Origin of the sequence: Corynebacterium sp. HMSC11E11, from assembly GCF_001807025.1 — a bacterium.
Taxonomy (GTDB): domain Bacteria; phylum Actinomycetota; class Actinomycetes; order Mycobacteriales; family Mycobacteriaceae; genus Corynebacterium; species Corynebacterium freneyi.
Map to the genome: position 1 here is coordinate 74,048 of NZ_KV787139.1, position 19,970 is coordinate 94,017.

General features: G+C 68.5%; 19 protein-coding genes and 1 pseudogene. 9 read left to right on the forward strand and 11 right to left on the reverse strand.

Annotated features, from left to right (window positions below):
- Positions 1-8: 8 nt before the first annotated feature.
- Positions 9-794 (forward strand): annotated as a pseudogene (locus HMPREF3121_RS06435) (integrase core domain-containing protein).
- Here HMPREF3121_RS06435 and HMPREF3121_RS06440 read toward each other — a convergent pair.
- A complete protein-coding gene (locus tag HMPREF3121_RS06440; RefSeq protein WP_070521167.1) occupies positions 791-1,807 on the reverse strand; it encodes an ankyrin repeat domain-containing protein in 1,017 nt (338 codons plus the stop codon). The pseudogene HMPREF3121_RS06435 and the gene HMPREF3121_RS06440 overlap by 4 nt on opposite strands.
- Positions 1,808-1,821: 14 nt before the next feature.
- Positions 1,822-3,675: a translation elongation factor 4 gene (lepA, locus tag HMPREF3121_RS06445; RefSeq protein ID WP_083291377.1), complete on the reverse strand. Its 1,854-nt coding sequence runs from the start codon at positions 3,673-3,675 to the stop codon at positions 1,822-1,824.
- Between the two features lie 137 nt (positions 3,676-3,812).
- Between lepA and HMPREF3121_RS06450 the strand changes: the two genes are divergently transcribed.
- Together HMPREF3121_RS06450 and rpsT are read left to right on the forward strand one after the other, a co-directional pair.
- Positions 3,813-4,487: a type II toxin-antitoxin system PemK/MazF family toxin gene (locus tag HMPREF3121_RS06450; RefSeq protein ID WP_070521173.1), complete on the forward strand. Its 675-nt coding sequence runs from the start codon at positions 3,813-3,815 to the stop codon at positions 4,485-4,487.
- 207 nt (positions 4,488-4,694) lie between these two features.
- Positions 4,695-4,961: a 30S ribosomal protein S20 gene (rpsT, locus tag HMPREF3121_RS06455; protein ID WP_035121013.1), complete on the forward strand. Its 267-nt coding sequence runs from the start codon at positions 4,695-4,697 to the stop codon at positions 4,959-4,961.
- A gap of 89 nt (positions 4,962-5,050) precedes the next feature.
- Here the strand turns inward: rpsT and holA are convergent, their stop codons facing one another.
- The 7 genes from holA to nadD all read right to left on the reverse strand — a co-directional run bounded on the left by holA (position 5,051) and on the right by nadD (position 12,269).
- Positions 5,051-6,043 carry a DNA polymerase III subunit delta gene (gene holA / locus HMPREF3121_RS06460; RefSeq protein ID WP_371327328.1) on the reverse strand — a complete coding sequence of 331 codons (993 nt, stop codon included), beginning with the start codon at positions 6,041-6,043 and terminating at the stop codon, positions 5,051-5,053.
- Complete coding sequence (locus HMPREF3121_RS06465; RefSeq protein ID WP_070521177.1) at positions 6,040-8,151, reverse strand: ComEC/Rec2 family competence protein; 2,112 nt, start codon at positions 8,149-8,151, stop codon at positions 6,040-6,042. Before HMPREF3121_RS06465 ends, holA begins: the two co-directional genes overlap by 4 nt.
- 4 nt (positions 8,152-8,155) lie before the next feature.
- Positions 8,156-9,016 (reverse strand): ComEA family DNA-binding protein, encoded by an 861-nt coding sequence (locus HMPREF3121_RS06470; protein ID WP_070521179.1) that lies wholly within the window; start codon positions 9,014-9,016, stop codon positions 8,156-8,158.
- Between the two features lie 108 nt (positions 9,017-9,124).
- On the reverse strand, positions 9,125-10,405 hold the full coding sequence (locus HMPREF3121_RS06475; RefSeq protein ID WP_070521181.1) for a DegV family protein: 1,281 nt from the start codon (positions 10,403-10,405) through the stop codon (positions 9,125-9,127).
- On the reverse strand, positions 10,402-11,073 hold the full coding sequence (locus HMPREF3121_RS06480) for a histidine phosphatase family protein (RefSeq protein ID WP_070521183.1): 672 nt from the start codon (positions 11,071-11,073) through the stop codon (positions 10,402-10,404). The genes HMPREF3121_RS06475 and HMPREF3121_RS06480 overlap by 4 nt, the downstream gene beginning before the upstream one ends.
- A gap of 74 nt (positions 11,074-11,147) precedes the next feature.
- The gene (rsfS, locus tag HMPREF3121_RS06485; protein WP_070521185.1) at positions 11,148-11,606 is read right to left on the reverse strand and encodes a ribosome silencing factor; all 459 of its coding nucleotides are present in this window, start codon (positions 11,604-11,606) and stop codon (positions 11,148-11,150) included.
- Between the two features lie 9 nt (positions 11,607-11,615).
- On the reverse strand, positions 11,616-12,269 hold the full coding sequence (gene nadD / locus HMPREF3121_RS06490) for a nicotinate-nucleotide adenylyltransferase (protein ID WP_246816090.1): 654 nt from the start codon (positions 12,267-12,269) through the stop codon (positions 11,616-11,618).
- A gap of 272 nt (positions 12,270-12,541) precedes the next feature.
- Between nadD and moaA the strand changes: the two genes are divergently transcribed.
- Both moaA and HMPREF3121_RS06500 read left to right on the forward strand, forming a co-directional pair.
- Positions 12,542-13,681: a GTP 3',8-cyclase MoaA gene (gene moaA, locus HMPREF3121_RS06495; protein WP_371327329.1), complete on the forward strand. Its 1,140-nt coding sequence runs from the start codon at positions 12,542-12,544 to the stop codon at positions 13,679-13,681.
- 49 nt (positions 13,682-13,730) lie between these two features.
- Positions 13,731-14,024, forward strand: a complete 294-nt coding sequence (locus HMPREF3121_RS06500) for a MoaD/ThiS family protein (protein ID WP_070521188.1) — start codon at positions 13,731-13,733, stop codon at positions 14,022-14,024.
- 64 nt (positions 14,025-14,088) lie between these two features.
- Here the strand turns inward: HMPREF3121_RS06500 and HMPREF3121_RS06505 are convergent, their stop codons facing one another.
- Entirely contained in the window at positions 14,089-14,520 is a 432-nt protein-coding gene (locus HMPREF3121_RS06505; protein WP_317986461.1) for a molybdenum cofactor biosynthesis protein MoaE, read from the reverse strand.
- A 34-nt stretch (positions 14,521-14,554) separates the two neighbouring features.
- On the opposite strand from HMPREF3121_RS06505, the gene glp reads away from it, so the two are divergent.
- The 3 genes from glp (at position 14,555) to HMPREF3121_RS06520 (ending at position 17,236) form a co-directional block, all read left to right on the forward strand.
- A complete protein-coding gene (gene glp / locus HMPREF3121_RS06510; protein WP_070521191.1) occupies positions 14,555-15,934 on the forward strand; it encodes a molybdopterin molybdotransferase MoeA in 1,380 nt (459 codons plus the stop codon).
- A gap of 86 nt (positions 15,935-16,020) precedes the next feature.
- Positions 16,021-16,491: a cyclic pyranopterin monophosphate synthase MoaC gene (gene moaC, locus HMPREF3121_RS06515; RefSeq protein WP_070521253.1), complete on the forward strand. Its 471-nt coding sequence runs from the start codon at positions 16,021-16,023 to the stop codon at positions 16,489-16,491.
- Between the two features lie 10 nt (positions 16,492-16,501).
- Positions 16,502-17,236: a molybdenum cofactor guanylyltransferase gene (locus HMPREF3121_RS06520; RefSeq protein WP_070521256.1), complete on the forward strand. Its 735-nt coding sequence runs from the start codon at positions 16,502-16,504 to the stop codon at positions 17,234-17,236.
- Between the two features lie 386 nt (positions 17,237-17,622).
- Here HMPREF3121_RS06520 and HMPREF3121_RS06525 read toward each other — a convergent pair whose 3' ends face one another.
- Positions 17,623-18,258 (reverse strand): MogA/MoaB family molybdenum cofactor biosynthesis protein, encoded by a 636-nt coding sequence (locus HMPREF3121_RS06525; protein WP_371327330.1) that lies wholly within the window; start codon positions 18,256-18,258, stop codon positions 17,623-17,625.
- Between the two features lie 300 nt (positions 18,259-18,558).
- Here HMPREF3121_RS06525 and HMPREF3121_RS06530 point away from each other — a divergent pair, with 300 nt between their 5' ends.
- Positions 18,559-19,896 carry a nitrate/nitrite transporter gene (locus tag HMPREF3121_RS06530; RefSeq protein WP_070521194.1) on the forward strand — a complete coding sequence of 446 codons (1,338 nt, stop codon included), beginning with the start codon at positions 18,559-18,561 and terminating at the stop codon, positions 19,894-19,896.
- Positions 19,897-19,970 lie beyond the last annotated feature (74 nt).

Sequence of the window (19,970 nt, forward strand, 5' to 3'; positions counted from 1 at the left end):
GACCTTCCATGACCCACGCTAACGCACCACTGACCCCCACCGGGTGAGGAGCGCCTTGCCAAGCTGATCGTCGACGACGGATGGAGCTGCGCCCGAGCCGCCGAACGATTCCAGGTCTCGGCCTCCACGGCCCACAAATGGTCCCGCCGCCACTGCATGCCGGCCCTGGCCTGCCTCGACCAAGCCACCGGTCTGCCGGTGCGCCGGATGCCAGTCAACTCCTACGCCCATGACGCCCCCGGCGACATGGTCCACATGGACATCAAGAAACTCGGCCGCATCCCCGATGGCGGTGGCTGGCGCAAACTTGGCCGCGGAAACGACAAGACCAAGGGCCACTCCGGTGTCGGCTACGCCTACCTGCACCACGTCGTCGATGACTGCTCGCGCTTGGCGTATTCGGAAATCCTCGGCGATGAAAAGAAAGACACCGTCGCCGGGTTTTGGAACCGGGCCCGGGACTTCTTCACCGGTTGCGGCATCGACATCAGCCGGGTGATGACCGACAACGGCCCGGCGTACCGGTCGCGGCTGTTCAACAACGTGCTTGCTGCCCAGCAGGTCAAACACATCTTCACGCGACCGTATCGGCCGCAGACCAACGGCACGGTCGAGCGGTTCCACCGCACACTCGCCGATGAGTGGGACTATGCCGATACCTACGACGGCAAAGCCGCCCGTGCGCGGCAGTATCCGGGGTGGTTTCATCACTCAATCACCACCGACCCCATAGCGCACTGGGCGGCTTAACTCCCGCGGAAGTCGTTCACAACCTCACGGGACACAACAGCTAGCGCCGGTACGGGGCCTCGCCCAACGCAATCGGCTGCGGGTGCTCTGCAACCCACTCGATTGTCGCCTCCGTCAGCGCATCAATGTCTGCCTCACCAGCTTTACGCTGCTTTACGACGGCCATTGCATCCTCGGCGGCCCCAACCGTCTCCAGCCAGAAGTCGGTCATCTTGACAAATTCTTTGTCCCAGTTGACGTAGCCCATCTCCAGGGCTTCGTACCCGAGCCGACCAACGATGCGAATAACTTCACCCTGCACAGTCGCGGCTGGGCCACCACCCGGCACCAGGTAGTTCCAGAGGTAACGGAACTGCCTATTGGTCGACTTATCTGCAGGGACAATGATGTCGCTGTGACCGTCGTGAGGCGTGACCACCTGCGGATGTTCCGCACCGATGCGTTCGTAGAGGCGATCCATGACCGGCTCGTACTTGCCGCGCGCCTTGTCTGACATGCGATCGTAGCGACGACCAAACTTAGTGAACTCTTCGCGGACTTCGTCGTCGATTTCAGGATTTGCCTCAAGCAGAACTTCAATGCTTTTCAAGGCGTTATCGATGTCATCAATATCAGCGGTAGCGACGGCCTCTTTGAACGCTGTCCGGCCGTGACCGAGCCGGTTCTCGCGGTGGAGGTCAGCGCCGTTTTCCAGCAGAAACGCAATGGCCTTGGGCTGATGGCTCATCGCTGCCATGAAAAGCGGAGGATGCGAGCCGGCTTCGATGTCCGCACCACAGTCGAGCAGGAGCTTCATCTTGTCGGTATCACCGCGGTTGGCGTGCTCTGCCAGCGCGGTCTTACCGAATCGGTTCTCGGTGTTGACATCGAGTCCCTGGTCAATCAGCCAGCGCATGAGCTCTGGCGGGGTGCCACGAAGCGCCAGTGCAGTGTCCTTGTTGTATCCGAAAACTGCGTCGAGAGCGCAGGTGTCATATACGGCCGTCAGCGCATCCATGTCACCGGCTTCGAGCAGCTCTTCGAAACCTTCGACCAGTTTCTTTCGCTTCCGTGGCATGTGGTTTTCCCCCTCTACTTACCGCCCTCGTCCGTCGACAGCGCCGCCACGAACGCTTCCTGCGGCACCTCGACGGAGCCGATGTTCTTCATGCGCTTCTTGCCGGCCTTCTGCTTCTCCAACAGCTTGCGCTTACGGGAAATGTCGCCGCCGTAGCACTTGGCCAGAACGTCCTTGCGCAGGGCGCGGATGTTCTCGCGGGCGATGATCTTCGCGCCGATGGCCGCCTGGATGGGCACCTCGAACTGCTGGCGCGGAATCAGCTCGCGCAGCTTCTTGGTCATCTTCAGGCCATAGTGGCGGGCGTCGTCGGCATGCACGATCGCGCTGAACGCGTCGACGGCCTCACCCTGCAGCAGGATGTCGACCTTCACCAGGTTGGCCTCCTGCTCGCCGGCTTCCTCGTAGTTCAGCGACGCATAGCCCTTGGTGCGGGACTTCAACATGTCGAAGAAGTCGAAGATGATCTCGCCCAACGGCACCACGTAACGCAACTCCACGCGGTCCTCGGACAGGTAGTCCATGTTCTTCATCTCGCCGCGCTTGGACTGGCACAACTCCATCGTCGGCCCCACGAACTCGCTGGGAACGATGATCGTCATGTTGACGATCGGCTCGTACACCGCCTTGTTCTTGCCCTCCGGCCACTGCGACGGGTTATGCACCACGATCTCGGAGTTGTCCTCCCGCACCACGCGGTACGACACCGACGGCGCCGTCGAAATCAGATCCAGGTCGAACTCGCGCTCCAGGCGGTCACGGGTGATCTCCATATGCAGCAGACCCAGGAAGCCACAGCGGAAACCAAAGCCCAGCGCCACCGACGTCTCCGGCTCATACGACAACGAAGCGTCGTTAAGCTGCAGCTTCTCCAGCGCATCACGCAGATCCGGGAAATCCGCCTGCGACACCGGGAACAAACCCGAGTACACCATCGGCTTCGGGTCGGCGTAGCCCTCCAGCGGCTCTTCGGCGCCCTTGCTCGCCCACGTGATGGTGTCGCCGACCTTCGTCTCACGCACGTCCTTCACGCCGGTGATGATGTAGCCCACCTCACCCGGGCCCAGGCCCTTGCACGCCGTGGCCGTCGGCGACACGATGCCGATCTCGTGGATCTCCAGCGTCGTATTCGTCGCCATCAACCGCACCTTCTGGTTCGGCAGCAACTTGCCGTCGACCATGCGGATGTAGGTCACCACACCACGGTACGTGTCGTAGACCGAGTCGAAAATCATCGCGCGCGCCGGCGCATCATCGTCGAACTCGCTGGTCGGATGCGGAATCAACTCACACACCCGATCCAACAACTCCGGCACACCCTCACCGGTCTTGCCCGACACCCGCAGCACATCCTCCGGCTCGCAGCCGATGATGTGCGCGATCTCCTCCGAGTACTTCTCCGGATCCGCCGCCGGCAGGTCGATCTTGTTCAGAACCGGGATGATCTCCAGGTCGTTTTCCATGGCCAGGTACAAATTCGCCAAAGTCTGAGCCTCGATGCCCTGCGCGGCGTCGACAAGCAAAATCGCACCCTCACACGCCTCCAACGCACGCGAGACCTCATACGTGAAGTCCACGTGACCGGGCGTGTCGATCATCTGCAGGACAAGCTCCTCGCCCGCATGCGCCCCCGTCTCCGGCACCCACGGCAACCGCACGTTCTGCGCCTTGATGGTGATGCCGCGCTCACGCTCGATGTCCATGTTGTCCAGGTACTGGTCGCGCATGTCACGCGCCTCGACCACCCCCGACAGCTGCAGGATGCGGTCCGCCAAGGTCGACTTGCCGTGGTCGATGTGGGCGATGATGCAGAAGTTGCGGATCTTCTTCGGATCCGTAAACGTCTCCACCGCAAAATTCCTGGTCACGTTGGTCATGCTCCGTACTGCTCGGGGACTGCTGATGCGCAAAGGATGCTCTCCGCCCACACTACCCGCCGCGCAAACACCACCGGGCACCGTCGCCGCGATCGCCGCGCCGCCTGCCTCGGCTAAACTCGTGGGCCATGACGCCCCCCGAGCCCGACGCCACCGCCGCCGACCCGGCCGCGAGCGGTTCCGGCTTGACCGCGCCCGACGCCACCCAGCCCGATCAGGGCCGCCGCCCCGCCGCCGCCACCCTCCGCCGGGCATGGGACCGGGCCCGGACGTGGGCATGGCACCGGATCATCGCCGCCACCGAATGGTTCCGCGGCGGCGACACCCTCGACCGTGGCCTGGAAATGCTCAACGAACAGCTCGGCCTCATGCCCGACGACGGCAACCGCCTGACCAACCGCGAACCGGCCACCGTCGCCCGCCCCACCGCCGACCTGGCCCGCTCCATCGTCTACGCCCCCGACATGGACGGCCAGACCGATCCCGGCGAAGTCGTCTGGGCCCCCGTGCTGCTCGAAGGCGACGCCGAGAAATCCCGCGAACGCGCCGTGGTCGTCGTCGGTCGCCACAAGCAGATCCTGCTGGGCGCGCTGATCTCCACCCACGACCGTCACGCCGACTCGCCGCACTGGCTGTTCATCGGCTCCGGCGCCTGGGACCCGGAGGGCCGGCCGTCGTGGGTGCGGCTGGACAAGATCCTCGAGGTCCCCGAGTCCGGCATCCGCCGCTCCGGTGCGATCATGCCGCGCCGCCGCTTCGACCGCATCGCCGCCCGGCTGCGGTCGGACTACCACTGGTCCTGATCCGGGCCGACGCCCCACACGGGCCAGCCGCCCCCGCACGCGATTTCTTCCGGCCCCGGGTGGGCTGGTAAGGTCTTCGAAGTTGTTTACGCGTGTTTCGCGTGGCCGCAGGCGTTCAGGACCTTGGGTTCGCCGCGGGCGCGCCGGGGCCGGGCCACTCCCGGGAGCCGCGGACCATCACCGACCACGGATACAAGAGGTATTCACATGGCTAACATCAAGTCCCAGATCAAGCGCAACAAGACCAACGAGAAGGCTCGCCTCCGCAACCAGGCCATCCGCTCCGAGGTGCGCACCGAGATCCGCAAGCTCCGCGCCCTCGTCGAGGCCGGCGACAAGACCGCCGCCGAGGCTCAGCTGCGCGTTGCTTCCCGCAAGCTCGACAAGGCCGTGTCCAAGGGCGTCTTCCACCGCAACAACGCGGCCAACAAGAAGTCCGCCCTGGCGAAGTCCGTCAACAAGATCGAGGGTTAATTCCCCGCTTTACGACGGCCACCGGGCGACCACCTCGCCCGCAGCCCGAAAGCGCCCCGCTGGTTTTCCGGCGGGGCGCTCTCGCGTTTCTACCTGCGGTGCGAACCGCGGGCCAGGGCCGCGATGTCGACGACGGCCTTTTCCACGGCGTACTCGGGGTCGGCGGCCCAGCCCTTCACGCCGGCGTCGAGTTCGGCGATGATCTGCGCCGCATGCGCGATCGCCGGCGTGGACCACCGTGATGCCAGGCGGTGGGTCTTCTCCAGCTTCCACGGCGCCATGCCGTACGTGCCGGCATCACGGTTGCTCACTCCGCGCACCGCATGGAGCCGGGCGACGTCGCCCACCATTCCCGACAACGCCGACGCCAGCAGCGGGTACGGCACGCCGATCTGCATCGCCCGGCGCGCCAACGCCAACGCCTCGGGCCCCCGGCCGGTCAACGCCAGTTCGGCGACTTCGAAGCCGGAGACCTCCGCGGTACGCCCGTAGTAGGTGCGCACGGCCTCGACGGTGACGTTGCCGCCGGTGTCCGACACCAACTGCGACACGGCGGTGGCCAGCTCTCGAAGATCCGATCCGACGGAATCGAGCAACGCATCGATGACGTCCTGCGACACCCGCAGCCGGTGCGCCTGGAACTCGCCGCGCACGAACTTGGGCAGTTCGTTGCGTTTCATGGAGTGCGCCTCGAACAGCTGGGCCCCGGTTTTGCGCAGGGCGGCGACCATCTTCTTCTGCCGCCCCTCACCGGAGTGCTGCAGGATCAGGGTGATGCCGGGTGCGGGGTCCGCGGCGGCCTGGACGATGAGGTCGGCGGGTTCCTTGCCGGCGGCGTCGCAGTCGGTGAGCACGACGATGCGGTCCTCGCCGAACAGCGAGGGGCTGAGCAGTTCGACCAGGTCGGTGGTGGTCACGTCCCCGCCGCGCAGGTCGGTGATGGGCACCGATCGCCCGTCGGGGTCGCCGGGGGTGGCGGCGGAGCGGCGGACGGCGGCGATGATCGCCAACCGGGCGCGGTCGATGAGCAGCCCTTCCTTGCCGACGATCACGTTCACCGGTGCGGGCATCGTCTGAGTCACTCCCCCATCGTGCCAGACTCCCCGGATCCGGCCACGTCGGAGCCGCTCGTCCCCGCACCGCCCGCCCCCGCACTGCTTCTCCACACTGCACCGCTCCTCCACACAGCACCATCCGGGTAGAGGGCGTGAGTGCCGTCGCGTGCGGGGCAGACGACGGGGATGCCATCGGTGGTGCGAATGCGGTCACGCGCCCGGTCCCCGCAGTCGGCGACGACGAGCCACCGCGGCCGCGCACCCGCCCCGGCACCGCCCGGATGGCCGGTTGTCCCGTCGCCCCAGTTCTCGGCCTCGTCGAGTGTGGCGTACACCGTCGACTCTTCCACGGTCAGCTCTTCGGCCAGCGGCCACGCATCGGTCGTGGCGGCTTGCCCGCCTCCGGTCACGGCCGCTCCCACATCCCCGCCGTTTCCTTCGGCCGCTGCGCCATCCAGAGCCAGGCGGCAGTTACGGGGCAGCGCCTGGAGATGGACGTCGTCACGCAGGGCAGCGGGCACCACGAGCACCCGGTCATCATCAACGCAGGCCCCGGCGATCCACCCCGGCGGTGCGGCCGGGATGTGCCAGCCGAATGCGATGATGACGCCCGCAGCCCCCATCGCCACGCACGTCACCGCAGCGGCCACCGACGGCCACGCAACCGCCGCAGCCGCCGCCACCAGGAACACCGTCACTCCGAACAGCCCCATCTCGCCCGCGTCACCGGGCATCCCGGCCGCAGCATGCCCCACCGCATGCACCCACCAGGCGAACGGCGCGGCCACCCACACCAACACCGTCACCACCGGCCCCAGCCCCAACAGCGCGGCAACGGCGGCCAGCGTCCCCGCAACGGTCACCGGGGCCACTGCGGGGGCTGCGGCGAGGTTGGCCACGACGGAGACGTGGGAGACCTCGCCAAGAGTCAGCGCCAGGACCGGCACCGTGGCGATGTGCGCCACCAACGCCACCGCCGTCGCACGCACCAGCGGAGCCGGCAGCCGCGCCACCCCGGGGATGCGCAACAGCCGATGCGTCATGGGGGCCGCCGCGAGCACCAGCCCTGCGGTGGCCGCCACCGACAACGCGAACCCGACGGACACGGCAAGATCCGGAAAAGCCACCACCAGCACGATCGTCCCCGCCATCAACGCCGGCACCGCCTGCCCGCGCCTGCCCAACAGCACCGCCAACAGCCCGACGATGCCCGTGAGCAGGGCCCGCAGCACCGACGGCTCCGTGCCCACCACCGCCACGAACGCCACCAACGTCACCGCCGCGGCCGCCACCCGCCAACGCGGCGGCGCCCACGACAACGCCCACACCGCCGCCCCCATCACCAACGCCAGATTCGCGCCCGACACCGCCGACAGGTGCGCCAACCCGGAGTCGACCATCATCTTCTGGTCGGCCGCACCGAAGCCGCGTTCGTCGCCGAGCGTCATCGCGGGAATCAGCCGATCCGGCCCCACCGGCAGCCCCGCGGCGGCATCGCGCAGACCGTCGCGGACGCGGCTGATGTGGTCGTCCGGATGCTTGACGACGTCCACCGTCCCCCGCAGCGACGCCGTCACCCCGGACAACGACGGGCGATCCGACGCGGAGATCTTCGCGTACGCCTCCAGCACCGTGCCCCGGTCATGGTCGAGCAGGCGCTCATCGCCGAACACCCGCACGCGGCCAGGCAGCCCGGTGACGCTGGCTTGCGCCGTGGCCCCATGGTCGGTGGCCTTCGGCGTCGTGGTCAGCGTCAGGACGGTTTCCTTCACCACGCCCGTGCCATCGGTGCCGCCGACCCCGACACCGCGGATGCCCTCGGCGATGGGGTGGGCGGCCGCCCGTGCCCGGCGAATGAGGGTGGCGGCCACCGAAACCGTGACCGTCACCGCCGGCAACGCCACCGTCGGGTCCCCGCGACGCCACGCCACCACACCCGTGAACACCGCCGCCGCCAGCAGGAGCCAGCCCGGCGAGACCGTCGTCGACGTCGTCAACGTCAACGCCGTCGCCGCCCACGTCAACAGCGCCGCGGGCACCAACCGCAGGTCCACTCCGGGGCGGGCAACCGCCGGCCCCGCATCCGGTGGCGGCGGCGCCGGGTCGGCCAACGAGAACGTGCGGGTCTCGGCCATCGCATCACACCGTCACTTCCGCGCGCATGCCCTCCAGCTTCGCCGGGCCGATGCCGGGGACCTCCTCGAGCTGGTCGACGCTGGTGAAGGGACCGTGTTGCTCCCGGTGCGCGACGATCTTCTTCGCCGTGGCCGGACCAATGCCGGTGACCGTCTCCAACTCGGCCTCCGACGCCGTGTTGATGTTCACCAGGCCCCCGCCACCGCCACCTCCACCCGCGCCACCACCCGCGCCGGCTTCCCCACCGCCGACACCGCCCGCAGCCGACGCTGCACCGTCCGGCGCGCCCGCCGACGTGCCGCCGGTCGACAACGCCGGCAGCGGATCCGGCCCCACGAGAATCTGCTGACCATCCACCAACGGCGAGGCAAGATTCACGCTGGCAGGACTCGCCTCGGGCAACATCCCACCGGCCGCATTCACCGCGTCGGCCACCCGCGCAGTACCGGGCACGGTGACCACACCCGGATGATGAACCATCCCCACCACCGACACGATGATCTCCGCCGGCACCGCACCATCCCCGGCTCCCCCGCTCCCGGTACCCCCATGCCCGGCGCCACCGGGCCGCGCCCCGTCCCACTCCCCGGCATTCTCCACGCCGGCACCCGCCCCACCGGCGGCCGCACCCACCCGGTCGGCGTCGACAAGCACGGCATCCACCGCAGGCTCGTCCACCACCGGCCCCCGCGACAGCAGCCACCCGGCGATGACCGCCACCAGCACCACCGCACCGGCCATCGCCACGGCCACCACGGTCCGCCGCCCCACCCGGATACGCCGCCGCGAATAATCGACGGGCATCGCTTCCTCGGCGGGCACCGGCTCCAGCAGGTCCCCCAAACGCGTTCGCAACGAATCCACGCCCGCACGCTAAGACCGCAGCACCGACCGACGCGCGTCGAAAAGGACCGGATCATCCTCGATCGTGGATGAATCCGGTCCTGTGGAAAACCCCGAAAAGCGGTGGGTTTATTGCTTTACGACGTCCCATCCATCGCCATCGCCGCATGAATCGGCATCGCCGTCATCGGCGGAGGCGGCGGAAACGTCATCGTCGCGCTCGTTGGCCCGGACAGTGGTCTTATCGCTGCTCTTGTCGCGCCTTTTGCCACCGCCCACATCGGTGACCGCGTCACCGCCCTTTCCGCTGGTCTTGTCACCGACCTTGTCGGCGGCCTTCTGCGCCGCCTCCTCGCGAGCATCGCGGCCGAACGCCGCGCCTTCGGGATCGGAATTGTCGCGACGCGCCAACTCGGCGATCGCATGCGCCAACGCCTCGGCCTTCTCGATGGCCGCACGACGGTTCTCCGACCACGTCGGCAACTTCGCCGCCACACTCGTAAACAACGGCGACGCATCACGCCCGACCACCGACGCCGGCGGCAGCGGCGCGTCGTCGCCGTCGTCAATGGCGCCAGCGTCGGCGTCCGCTCCCTCAGCCTCGTCCTCGGCGACGACCATGCCCACGGCAAAAGCGCGGGGCCCGGTGTGCGCGGCGATCGCGGCGGGCAAATCGACGACGTCGAACGTCGAACCCTCCGGCAGCGCCAACGACAACATTGCGTGCAACTCCTCGACGCGCTCGTCGGCACCCGAATGCTGCAGCATCACGTGCGCGGGACGCCCGGCCGCCTCCGTCGCCGCGAAGTCGACGAGCTTGTCCAGCACCTTCGCCTCCGTGCGGCACTTGGCCACCAAACCCAGCGCCCCATCCTGGATGCCGACGATCGGCTTGATCGCCAACGCCGTCGACAACACCGCCTGACCGGTCGAAATGCGGCCACCGCGGCGCAGCGGCTCCAACTTGGGCACGTACAGCCACAGACGATTACGCGCCAGCACACCCTCTGCGGCGGCGACGCATTCCTCCAGATCCGCCCCCTCGGCGGCCTTTTCCGCCGCGGCGATCGCGGCGGCCCCCATTCCGGCGCCGACCATCGTCGAATCCACCACGGTCACCCGCTCCAGCACCGCCGCCGCCGTCATCGCATTCGACCACGTCGCCGACAACCCCTTGCCCAGGTGCAGCGCCACCACGCCCGCGTCGCCACCGCGCTCCAGCGCCCGCGCGTACGCCGCGCACAACGTCAACGGGCCGATCGCCGAGGTCGTCTGCTCCCCGTCGACCTCATCGAGGCCCAACGGCACCACCGTGATGCCATGACGCCGCGCAACGTCATCGTCCAGGCACGCCGACTCATCCACGACGACCTGGACGCGACCGGCACCCCGCTCCCCCACGCCGGTCACCTTTCGGACTCCTCGCCGGTGTCCTCGCCGAACACCTCGGCGTTGAACGCGCCGAGATACCAACCGAGCTCACCATCCGGCCGTGGCCTGGCCGTCAGCTCCACCCACGCGGTGTTCCGCAACCCGTTGAACATCGTGTAGTGGCTCACCGGCACATCCAGCAGCGACGCCGTCAACGCGGCAATCGCCCCGCCGTGGGCCACCAGCAACACCGCGGAACCAGGCCACGAATCGTCGTCAAGCAACTCGTCGACGACCGCACGCATGCGCGCCGCGACCTCCACCCGGGTTTCGCCACCCGGCGGAGCCCACGTCGCATCATGCCGCCACGTCGCCCGCTGCCCCGGGTATTCCGCATCGATCTCACCGTGGGTGCGGCCCTGCCACTTGCCCAAAAACGTCTCCCGCAAACGGGAATCACGCTCGACGTCGAGGCCCAGCACCCGACCGACGGCATCGGCGGTCTGCGCCGCACGGCTCAAATCCGACGACACGATCCGCCGAATGTCCCGCTCCCGACGCCCCACATGCGCCGCGACACGCTCCGCCTGGGCCACGCCCTCCTCCGACAACTCGGTGTCCAACTGCCCCTGCATGCGGCGCGTGGCGTTGTACGTCGTCTGGCCGTGGCGAAGCAACAGCAGGCGGCGGGCGGCGACGGGTTCCATCGGCACGTCCTTCCTGGGGTCGGGCTGGATTGGGATCGGGTTGGATTGGGGCGGGGTGAAGCGGGACGCGCGGCCTACAGCTCGTCGGCGTCCGGCCCCGGCGCGGCCAGCGGAATCTCGTCGATGGACCGCGCATGGTGCGACGCATCCGCCGAACCCGTCACCGGAGTCTGCTCGACGCCTTCGACCTCGATGCGCGGGCAGTCCTTCCACAGGCGATCCAGGCCGTAGAAATCGCGCTCCTCGTCGCGGAACACGTGGACGACGAGCACGCCGTAATCCAGCAGCGCCCACCGGCCCTCGCGGACGCCCTCGCGGCGCACGGGCTTGACGCCGGCGTCGCGCAGGTCATCCTCGACCTCGTCGACGATCGCGGAAACCAGACGCTCGTTGTCGGCGCTGACCAGAACGAACGCGTCGGTGATCACCAGCGGCCCCGACACGTCGATGACGGCGATGTCCTCGCCCTTCATGCGGTCGGCGGCCCGGGCGGCGATGGTGGCCAGGGTGGCGGCCTCGGTGGATGCGGTCACGAGTGGAATTCAGCTCCCGTAGTTTTCGTCTTCGTCCCCGCCGGCGGGCGGGAGGTCACGGGCTCGCCGGTCGGCGGCCCGGTCGGCGTGCACGTCCTGGTACAAGCCCCTTTTGGCAATGTACTGCACCACGCCGTCGGGTACGAGATACCAGACCGGTCTGCCCTCCGCGGCGCGCGTGCGGCAGTCGGTCGACGAGATCGCCATGGCGGGGATGTCGACCAGGTGCAGGCGGGCGCGGTCGACGTCGGGCAGGTCATCTTCGTCGAGGTGGAACCCCGGACGATTGACGCCGACGAACGTGGCGGCGTCGAACATCTTCTCCCAGTCCCGCCACGTGACGATCTTCTGCAGCGCGTCGGCGCCGGTGATGAAGAACAGTTCGTCGCCGGGGAACTGGGCGCCGAGGTCGTTGAGCGTGTCGATGGTGTACGTCGCGCCGGGGCGGTCGATGTCGACGCGCGACACCGTGAACCGCGGGTTGGAGGCGGTGGCGATGACCGTCATCAGGTAGCGGTCCTCGGAGTCCGTCACGCGCCGGTCGCGCTTCTGCCACGGCTCGCCGGTGGGCACGAAAATGACGCTGTCCAGGTCGAACCGGTCGGCGACTTCGCTGGCGGCGACGAGGTGGCCGTTGTGGATCGGGTCGAACGTGCCGCCCATCACGCCGATGCGCCGCGGGCGGTCCGCGCGCGCCGTCAGCGCACGCGGCGGGGTCGGCTCGTTTCGCTTGACGACGTCGCCCGCCTCCGCCGCAGTCGCCCGCATTGCCTTGTCATGGTCTCCCGACATGGCGGAGATCGTACCCGCCGCAGGTGGCGCCCGATAATCGCCGGTGACCGCATTTCACCGGCGGGGCGACCCGAACCACCACCCAAATACTGATTTGCGACTCGCAATTGTCCGATGCGGCGCCCGTCCGTACCATCGGACACATGAACGCGCATGTGTCCGGAGGCCCCGACGTCATGTCGGGCGCCGTTCCGCGCTCTGCGCCGAACCCCGTCCGCGGCGCCGCCGCCGACGCCCCGGCGATCCCCGCGATCCAGCTCATGGACTCGCACGGCCGCGTCGCCCGCGACCTGCGCGTCAGCGTCACCGACCGCTGCAATCTGCGCTGCACCTATTGCATGCCGGCCGAGGGCATGGAGTGGATCCCCGGCCGCGATCTGCTCACCGACGACGAGATCATCCGTCTGATCACCCTGGGCGTCGAGCGCCTGGGCATCCGCGAGATCCGTTTCACCGGCGGCGAACCGCTGCTGCGTCCGGGGCTCGCCGACATTATCGCCGCGACGAAGCAGCTGCGCACCGACGAAGGCCGCGTCCCCGAAACCGCGTTGACCACCAATGGTGTGCTGCTCGCCGGACAAGCCGGCCGCCTCGCCGCCGCGGGGCTCGACCGGGTCAACGTCTCCCTCGACTCCATCAGGCCGGACACGTACGGTCTGCTGGCGCGACGAAACAAGCTTGACGACGTCCTGCGCGGCCTCGAAGCGGCTCAACGGTCGGGATTGTCGCCGATCAAGATCAACACGGTGCTCATGCCCGGCCGCAACCACGATCAGGCCGTGGAACTGCTGCACTTCTGCTTGGAGCGCGGCTATCAGCTGCGGTTCATCGAAGAGATGCCGCTGGGCCCCAAGGGCCAGTGGCTGCGCGATTCGATGATCACGGCCGAGCGGATCCTGTCCGACCTCGGCACCGAATTCGACCTGTCCCCGTCGACCAAGCCCCGCGGCGATGCCCCGGCGGCGCTGTGGGACGTGTCGGCGGGCGTCGGCAAGCACACCGGCACCGCCCACCGCGGCGGCGAAGTCGGCGTCATCGCGTCGGTGACCAGGCCGTTCTGCGGCGCCTGCGACCGCACGCGGCTGACGTCCGACGGCGCAATCCGCAATTGCCTCTTCTCCCGCACCGAACGCCCCTTGCGCGACCTGATTCGCGACGGCGCCACCGACGACGACATCGCCGCGGCGTGGGTCGGCGAAATGGCCGCCAAGGCACCCGGCCACGGCATCGACGACCCGTCGTTCCTGCAACCCGACCGCGGCATGTCCGCCATCGGCGGATAACGCCCGCCACCGCGGCGAGAAACCCGAACCACCACCCGAGGAGCACCCCATGACCGAACCTTCCACGACCACGGGGCACACCGCGCCCACCGCCACCCGCACGGCCACGCTGACGTTCTTCGCCTCCGCCGCCGAAGCCGCCGGACAACCGCGCACCGACGTCGTCGTCCACGACGGCGACACCTACCGGGATGTGCTGCGCCGCTCGGCCGAAGGCAACGACCGACTGGCCCGCATCGTCGACGGTTCCGCCGTATTCGCCGCGGGCGAACTGGTCCGCGACCTGGACCGCCCCGCCACCGTCGACCAGATCGACGTCCTCCCGCCCTTCGCCGGCGGATAGGACGAACGGGGTGCGGGCGGTCGTCGTCAAGCACACGGTGCCGCAACCGGTGTAACCGCCGCAGTCACGCGCTGTTCGACCACTCGTGGCTGCCGTCGGGGAAAACCTGGCGTTTCCACACCGGGATGTCCCGCTTGACCTCCTCGACCAGCCAGCTGCACGCCTCGAACGCCTCGGCGCGGTGCGATGCGGAAACGGCCACCAGGAACGCGACGTCACCGACGGCGAGCTCGCCCACGCGATGCCCCACCCACAGGCGGTGCACGCCGCGGCCCTCGAACGCCTCCGCGCACTTCGCCGCGATGGACTCGATGACCTCGCCGGCCTTCGGATGACAGCTGTACTCGATCCGGTCGACCGCCCGGCCACCGTCGTGATTGCGCACCACGCCCGTGAAGGACACCACCGCCCCAGCGCGATCGTCACCCACCGCAGCCGACGCCTCGGCCGGATCCAACGGCGACTCGGAAACTCCCGCCCCTACAATCTCAATCACCCCACCATGGTGCCCGAAAGGCGATGATGCCGCGATGAACCCCACCGTGACCGGCGACGATGCAGCCCCCGGACGCTCCCCGTCCACGCCGTTGACCGTCGAGCAGTACCTGGCCGTCGTGCTTGACGACGTCCCCGCCCCCGCCCCGACCACCCTGCCGCTGGCGGACTGCGCGGGACTGATCCTGGCCGATGATGTCGCCGCGACACTGCCCGTCCCGCCATTCACCAACTCGGCCATGGACGGGTTCGCCGTGCGCACAGCCGACATGGCGTCCGGAGTCGGCGTCACCCTCCCCGTCTCCGCCGATGTTCCGGCGGGCACGTGGCCGGGGCCGCTGGAACAGGGGACGGCGGCTCGAATCATGACCGGCGCCCCCGTCCCCGACGGCGCCGACGCCATCATCCCGGTGGAGGACACCGACTCCGCTCCCGGACCGCGGTCCTGCCCGACGACCGTCACCCTGACCGCCGACGTCACCGGACGGGTTCGAGCCGGCGTCCACATCCGACCGGCCGGCGAAGACGTCGATGTCGGAGACGTCGTGTTGCGCACCGGAGACGTGCTCTCCGCCGCGGCGCTGGCCTCGGCGGCGAGCATCGGACACGGCACGTTGCGCGTCTTCGCCCGCCCGCGGGTGGCCGTCGTGGCCACCGGCGCCGAACTCGTCGCCCCCGGCGAAGCACCCGGTCCCGGCCAGATCCCCGATTCCAACACCATCCTGATGACCACCCTCGCCCGCGGCTGGGGAGCCGACGTCACCGTCGTCCGGGCCAGCGGCGACACCGCCGATGAACTGGCCGACGCGCTGGCCCGCGCCGCCGCCGACGCCGACGTCGTGGTGACCTCCGGCGGCATCTCCGCCGGCGCATTCGATCCAGTGAAAACACTGGCCGCCGAGGGCCGCGCCGACATCGGGTTCCACCGGCTCCGCCAACAACCCGGCGGCCCGCAGGCATGCGGCCGCGTCGGTGACGCGGTCCTGCTCGGCCTGCCCGGCAACCCCGTCAGCGTCTTCGTCTCCGCCATCCTGTACCTGCGACCCCTCCTGGCGAAGCTGGCCGGACGAGAGGCGGGAGAGGCCGTCGTCAAGCGAAACGACCGGCCGACCGCGAACCTCGCCGCGCCCGCGATCCCCGGAATGGAAACCATCGAGGTCATCGCCGACGCCGAATTCCGGGCGCGGCGCGGCAAGATGCGCTTCGTGCCCGTCACCGTCGTCGACGGCCGCGCCCGCCCGGTCCATGAACGCGGGCTCGGATCGCACTTAATCGCCAGCCTGCACGGCGCGAACGCGCTGCTCGTGCTGCCCGAAGCCGGCGCCGACGCACCCGACGTGTTTTCCCCCGGCGACCACCTCGCCGCCATCCCCCTCGACCCCGCGCTGCGCCCCGAAAAGGACCGACACTCATGAGCGACACCCTCGACGACTCCACCACCGACACCACCGACACTGCGAACACCGCCGGCGCCGCCGACGAACGAACCACCGAACCAGCCATGGGTTTCACCCACCTCGACTCCCGCGGCTCGGCCCGCATGGTCGACGTCACCGCCAAGAAGCCGACCGTCCGCTCGGCGACGGCGAAGGGCGAGGTCACGTGCTCGCCGGACGTGATGGCGGCCCTGCGCGACGGCACCGTCCCCAAGGGAGACGTCGCCGCAGTGGCGCGCATCGCGGGCATCGCCGCCGCGAAAAAGGTGCCCGATCTGCTGCCGTTGGCGCACGTCATCGGCGTGCACGGCTGCATCGTCGACGTCGAATGGGGCGACGACCGGGTTCTGCTCACCGCCACGGTCCGCACCGCCGACCGCACCGGCGTGGAGATGGAGGCGCTGACCGCCGTGACCGTCGCCGCGCTGGCGATCGTCGACATGGTCAAGGGCGTCGACCGGTCCGCCGCGATGGAGAACTGCCGCATCGTGGCCAAGTCCGGCGGCCGATCCGGCGACTGGGTGCGCCCGGAATAGCACCGTGACCATGCCTTACGACGACCACCGCGAGGCGCCCGCCGAGTTGCCGCCGTCGTTCGCCATCGTGTTGGCCGGCGGCACCGGCCGAAGGATGGACGGCGCGTCGAAACCGGACGTCGTAGTCGCGGGGCGCCGCATGATCGACCACGTGCTCGGCGAACTCGCCGCGCAGTCCGTGCCCGCCGTCGTCGTGGGGCCGCCGGATCTCGCCGTTCCCGCCGACGTCCCGACCGGCGTGACCCTGGTTCGCGAGGATCCTCCCTTCGGTGGCCCCGCCGCCGGCATCGCCGCAGGTTACGACGCCGGGCCTTTGTCGTCCGGCACGTTGGTCGCCATCCTCGCCTGCGACGCGCCCTTCGCTCCGAGGGTTCTCCCCGATCTCGTCGCCGCCGCGTCCAACTCCGGCGGACCCACGTCCACCGGTGTTGGCGCATCCGATTCCGCCCGCACCAAACTCACGGGCGACGCCGACTCATCGGCCGCATCCGTCGGTGCGGTGGCCGTCACGCCGGATGGCCGGATTCAACGGTTGCTATGCGTCGTCGACTCCGATGCCCTGGGCGCCGCCATCCGCCGACTAGAGAACGCCGGCGGGGTTCGCGACCGATCCGTGCGCGCGCTCCTCGGCGGCCTACCCCTCACCCCGGTTGACGTGCCCGCGTGGGCCACCGACGCCGACACCCCGGACGACGTCATCGCACTCGAGCGCATGTCGCCGGATGGCCGCGAATCGCCACTGTGACGAAAGCCGATCGCCGACGCTCGCCTCGGCCGCGTGCCGGCCGTGCGTTAGCCGTGTTCCGAACGGGCGTTGGTTGCGTGTCGGCCCGTGACTGACGGGCCACGATGACGCGCCATGGGCAGACAATGCGCCACACCAGCCCCACCGCTAACCATCGACGGCCAAATCGCCCAAAACGACTCACCCCGCCGAACTCTACGGACCCCTGACCTGCGCATTCAGAAACGGTCAATGAGTCGTTTTGGGCGATTCACACGGCGATAACGCCCGATTCATCGCTCCACCGCCGACTCGTCCAGCAAGCCGCCACCCCCAGGAAACGGGCCCCGACGGTGCGGACATCCGCCACCGCTGAACCCGTCGGCGGCCCGTCGCAAAGCGGCGCTTCAGTGATCGCCGCCGCCGAGCTGCTCCAGCAGATGCGGCATCAGCGGGCCGATGACCTCGATGGCGTCGCGCACGCCACCGGAGCTGCCCGGCGCGTTGACGATCACGGCCGCGTCCCCGCCACGCCCGGTCACGCCGACGATGCCGCGCGACAGACCGGCCAACGGGGTCTTGGTCAAACCATGGTTGAGGATCTGCGTTTCCAGCCCCGGCAGCCGCGTGGCCACGAACGGCTCGGTCGCCTCCGGAGTGTTGTCGCGGGGCGTGACGCCGGTGCCGCCGGTCGTGAATACGAGCCGGGCGCCCCCGTTCAGGGCGGTTTCGATGGCGGCGCGGATTTGCGGCACGTCATCGGTCACGACGACCGGCTCGGGGCACACGACGCCATGCGCGGCGAGCGCCTCGACGGCCCGCGGCCCGGACTTGTCGGGGCGAGTACCGGCGGCACAACGATCGCTGACGGTGATGACCACGCCCGGCACCTCCCCCTCCATCGGCGCGAGCTGCTTTTCGACGATCCCGTCGGAGCCGAGACCGGCCCCGTTTCCCGAGTTCGCGCGCGCACCCGACGCGTGCGAACCATCGCCCTCCGTTCGATTCGATTTCTGCGAATGCGCGGAATGCATTTCGTTCATTTCAACGTCCTTGCCGGCCATGATTCTTTCAACGTTCCTATCGTTCATGGTTCTTTAAGGCTCCCCATCGGACATGTCGACCATGCTTCTTTCAGCGTCCTTATCGGCCATGTTTCGATCATATGTCCTTCAATTCAGCAACACGCATGTTGCGAAAATAGCCCAATGACCTGCACTTTTAGCCTGGACGAATTTACGCATCCAAGTTACGATATTTGTGAGTGCAATCAACTCAGAAGCGCCGGAGGGGCCGGCAATCATGCGTACCGGTTATCTCCGCCAACACGAATTGAGGCCCGCATGTCCATCGACACCTCCGGCCGAGTGATCCAAGGCTGGAACCCCGAAGATGAAGCAGCCTGGGACAAGAAAATCGCCTGGCGAACGCTGAGCATCACCACCTTCTCCATGATCCTGGCCTTCGCGGTCTGGTTCCTCGTCTCGGCGATCGCCCCCAAACTCAACGACATCGGTTTCGACCTGTCGGCCAGCCAGTTGTACTGGCTCGCGGCACTCCCCGGACTCTCCGGCGGCGCGATCCGCCTGATCTACATGTTCCTGCCGCCCGTTCTGGGCACCCGCAAGCTCGTCGGCATCACCTCGCTGCTGCTCGCGGTGCCGATGCTCGGCTGGGGCTTCGCCGTCACCGACCCGTCGACCCCCTACTGGTGGCTCGTCGTGCTGGCCCTGATGACCGGCATCGGCGGCGGCTGCTTCTCGGGTTACATGCCGTCGACCGGCTACTTCTTCCCCAAGCGCATGTCCGGCACGGCGCTCGGCCTGCAGGCCGGCATCGGCAACTTCGGCATGTCCCTGATCCAGCTCATCGCCCCCTGGCTGATGGGCTTCACCCTGCTGGGCATCGGCTTCGTCGCCCCGCAACGCGACGCCGGCAACCAATCCGACCTGTGGGTCCACAACGTCGCCTGGTTCTTCCTGCCGTGGACCATCCTCGCCGCCATCCTCGCGTTCACCATGCTCAAGGACGTGCCGGTCAAGGCGAACTTCCGCCAGCAGCTGGACATCTTCGGCAACAAGAACACGTGGATCCTCACGATCATCTACATCATGACCTTCGGCGCCTTCTCCGGCTTCGCCGCCCAATACGCGCTGCTGGTCAACAACGTCTTCGGCAGGAGTTCCGACTTCGTCGCCCAGGGCTACGACCCCGAAACGCTGCCGCAGGGCGCCGCACTGGCGTTCCTCGGCCCGATGATCGGCGCCGGCGTCCGCGCCCTGTGGGGCCCGCTGTGCGACCGCTACGGCGGCGCGATCTGGACCTTCGTCTGCGGCGTCGGCATGACCGTCTTCACCGTCGCGGTCGCCTTCCTGGTCAAGCCGACCGAACCCGACCAGTTCTGGTGGTTCTTCGCCGCCATGATGACCGTCTTCTTCTTCTCCGGCCTGGGCAACGCCGGCACGTTCAAGCAGATGCCGATGATCCTCACCCCCCGCCAGGCGGGCGGCGTCATCGGCTGGACCGCCGCGATCGCGGCCTTCGGCCCGTTCCTCGTCGGCATGTTGCTCTCCGCCCTCGACCCGCAGGTCTTCTTCCTCGGCTGCGCGGTGTTCTTCGCCTTCGCCACGACGCTGACCTGGATCTACTACGCCCGCCCGAACGCTCCGTTCCCCGGCTGACCGAAGGACGTCGCCATGACCCACCGCGCCCGACGGGGCCAGCCCCCACCGTCGCAAAGCAAGAAGACCCCGAC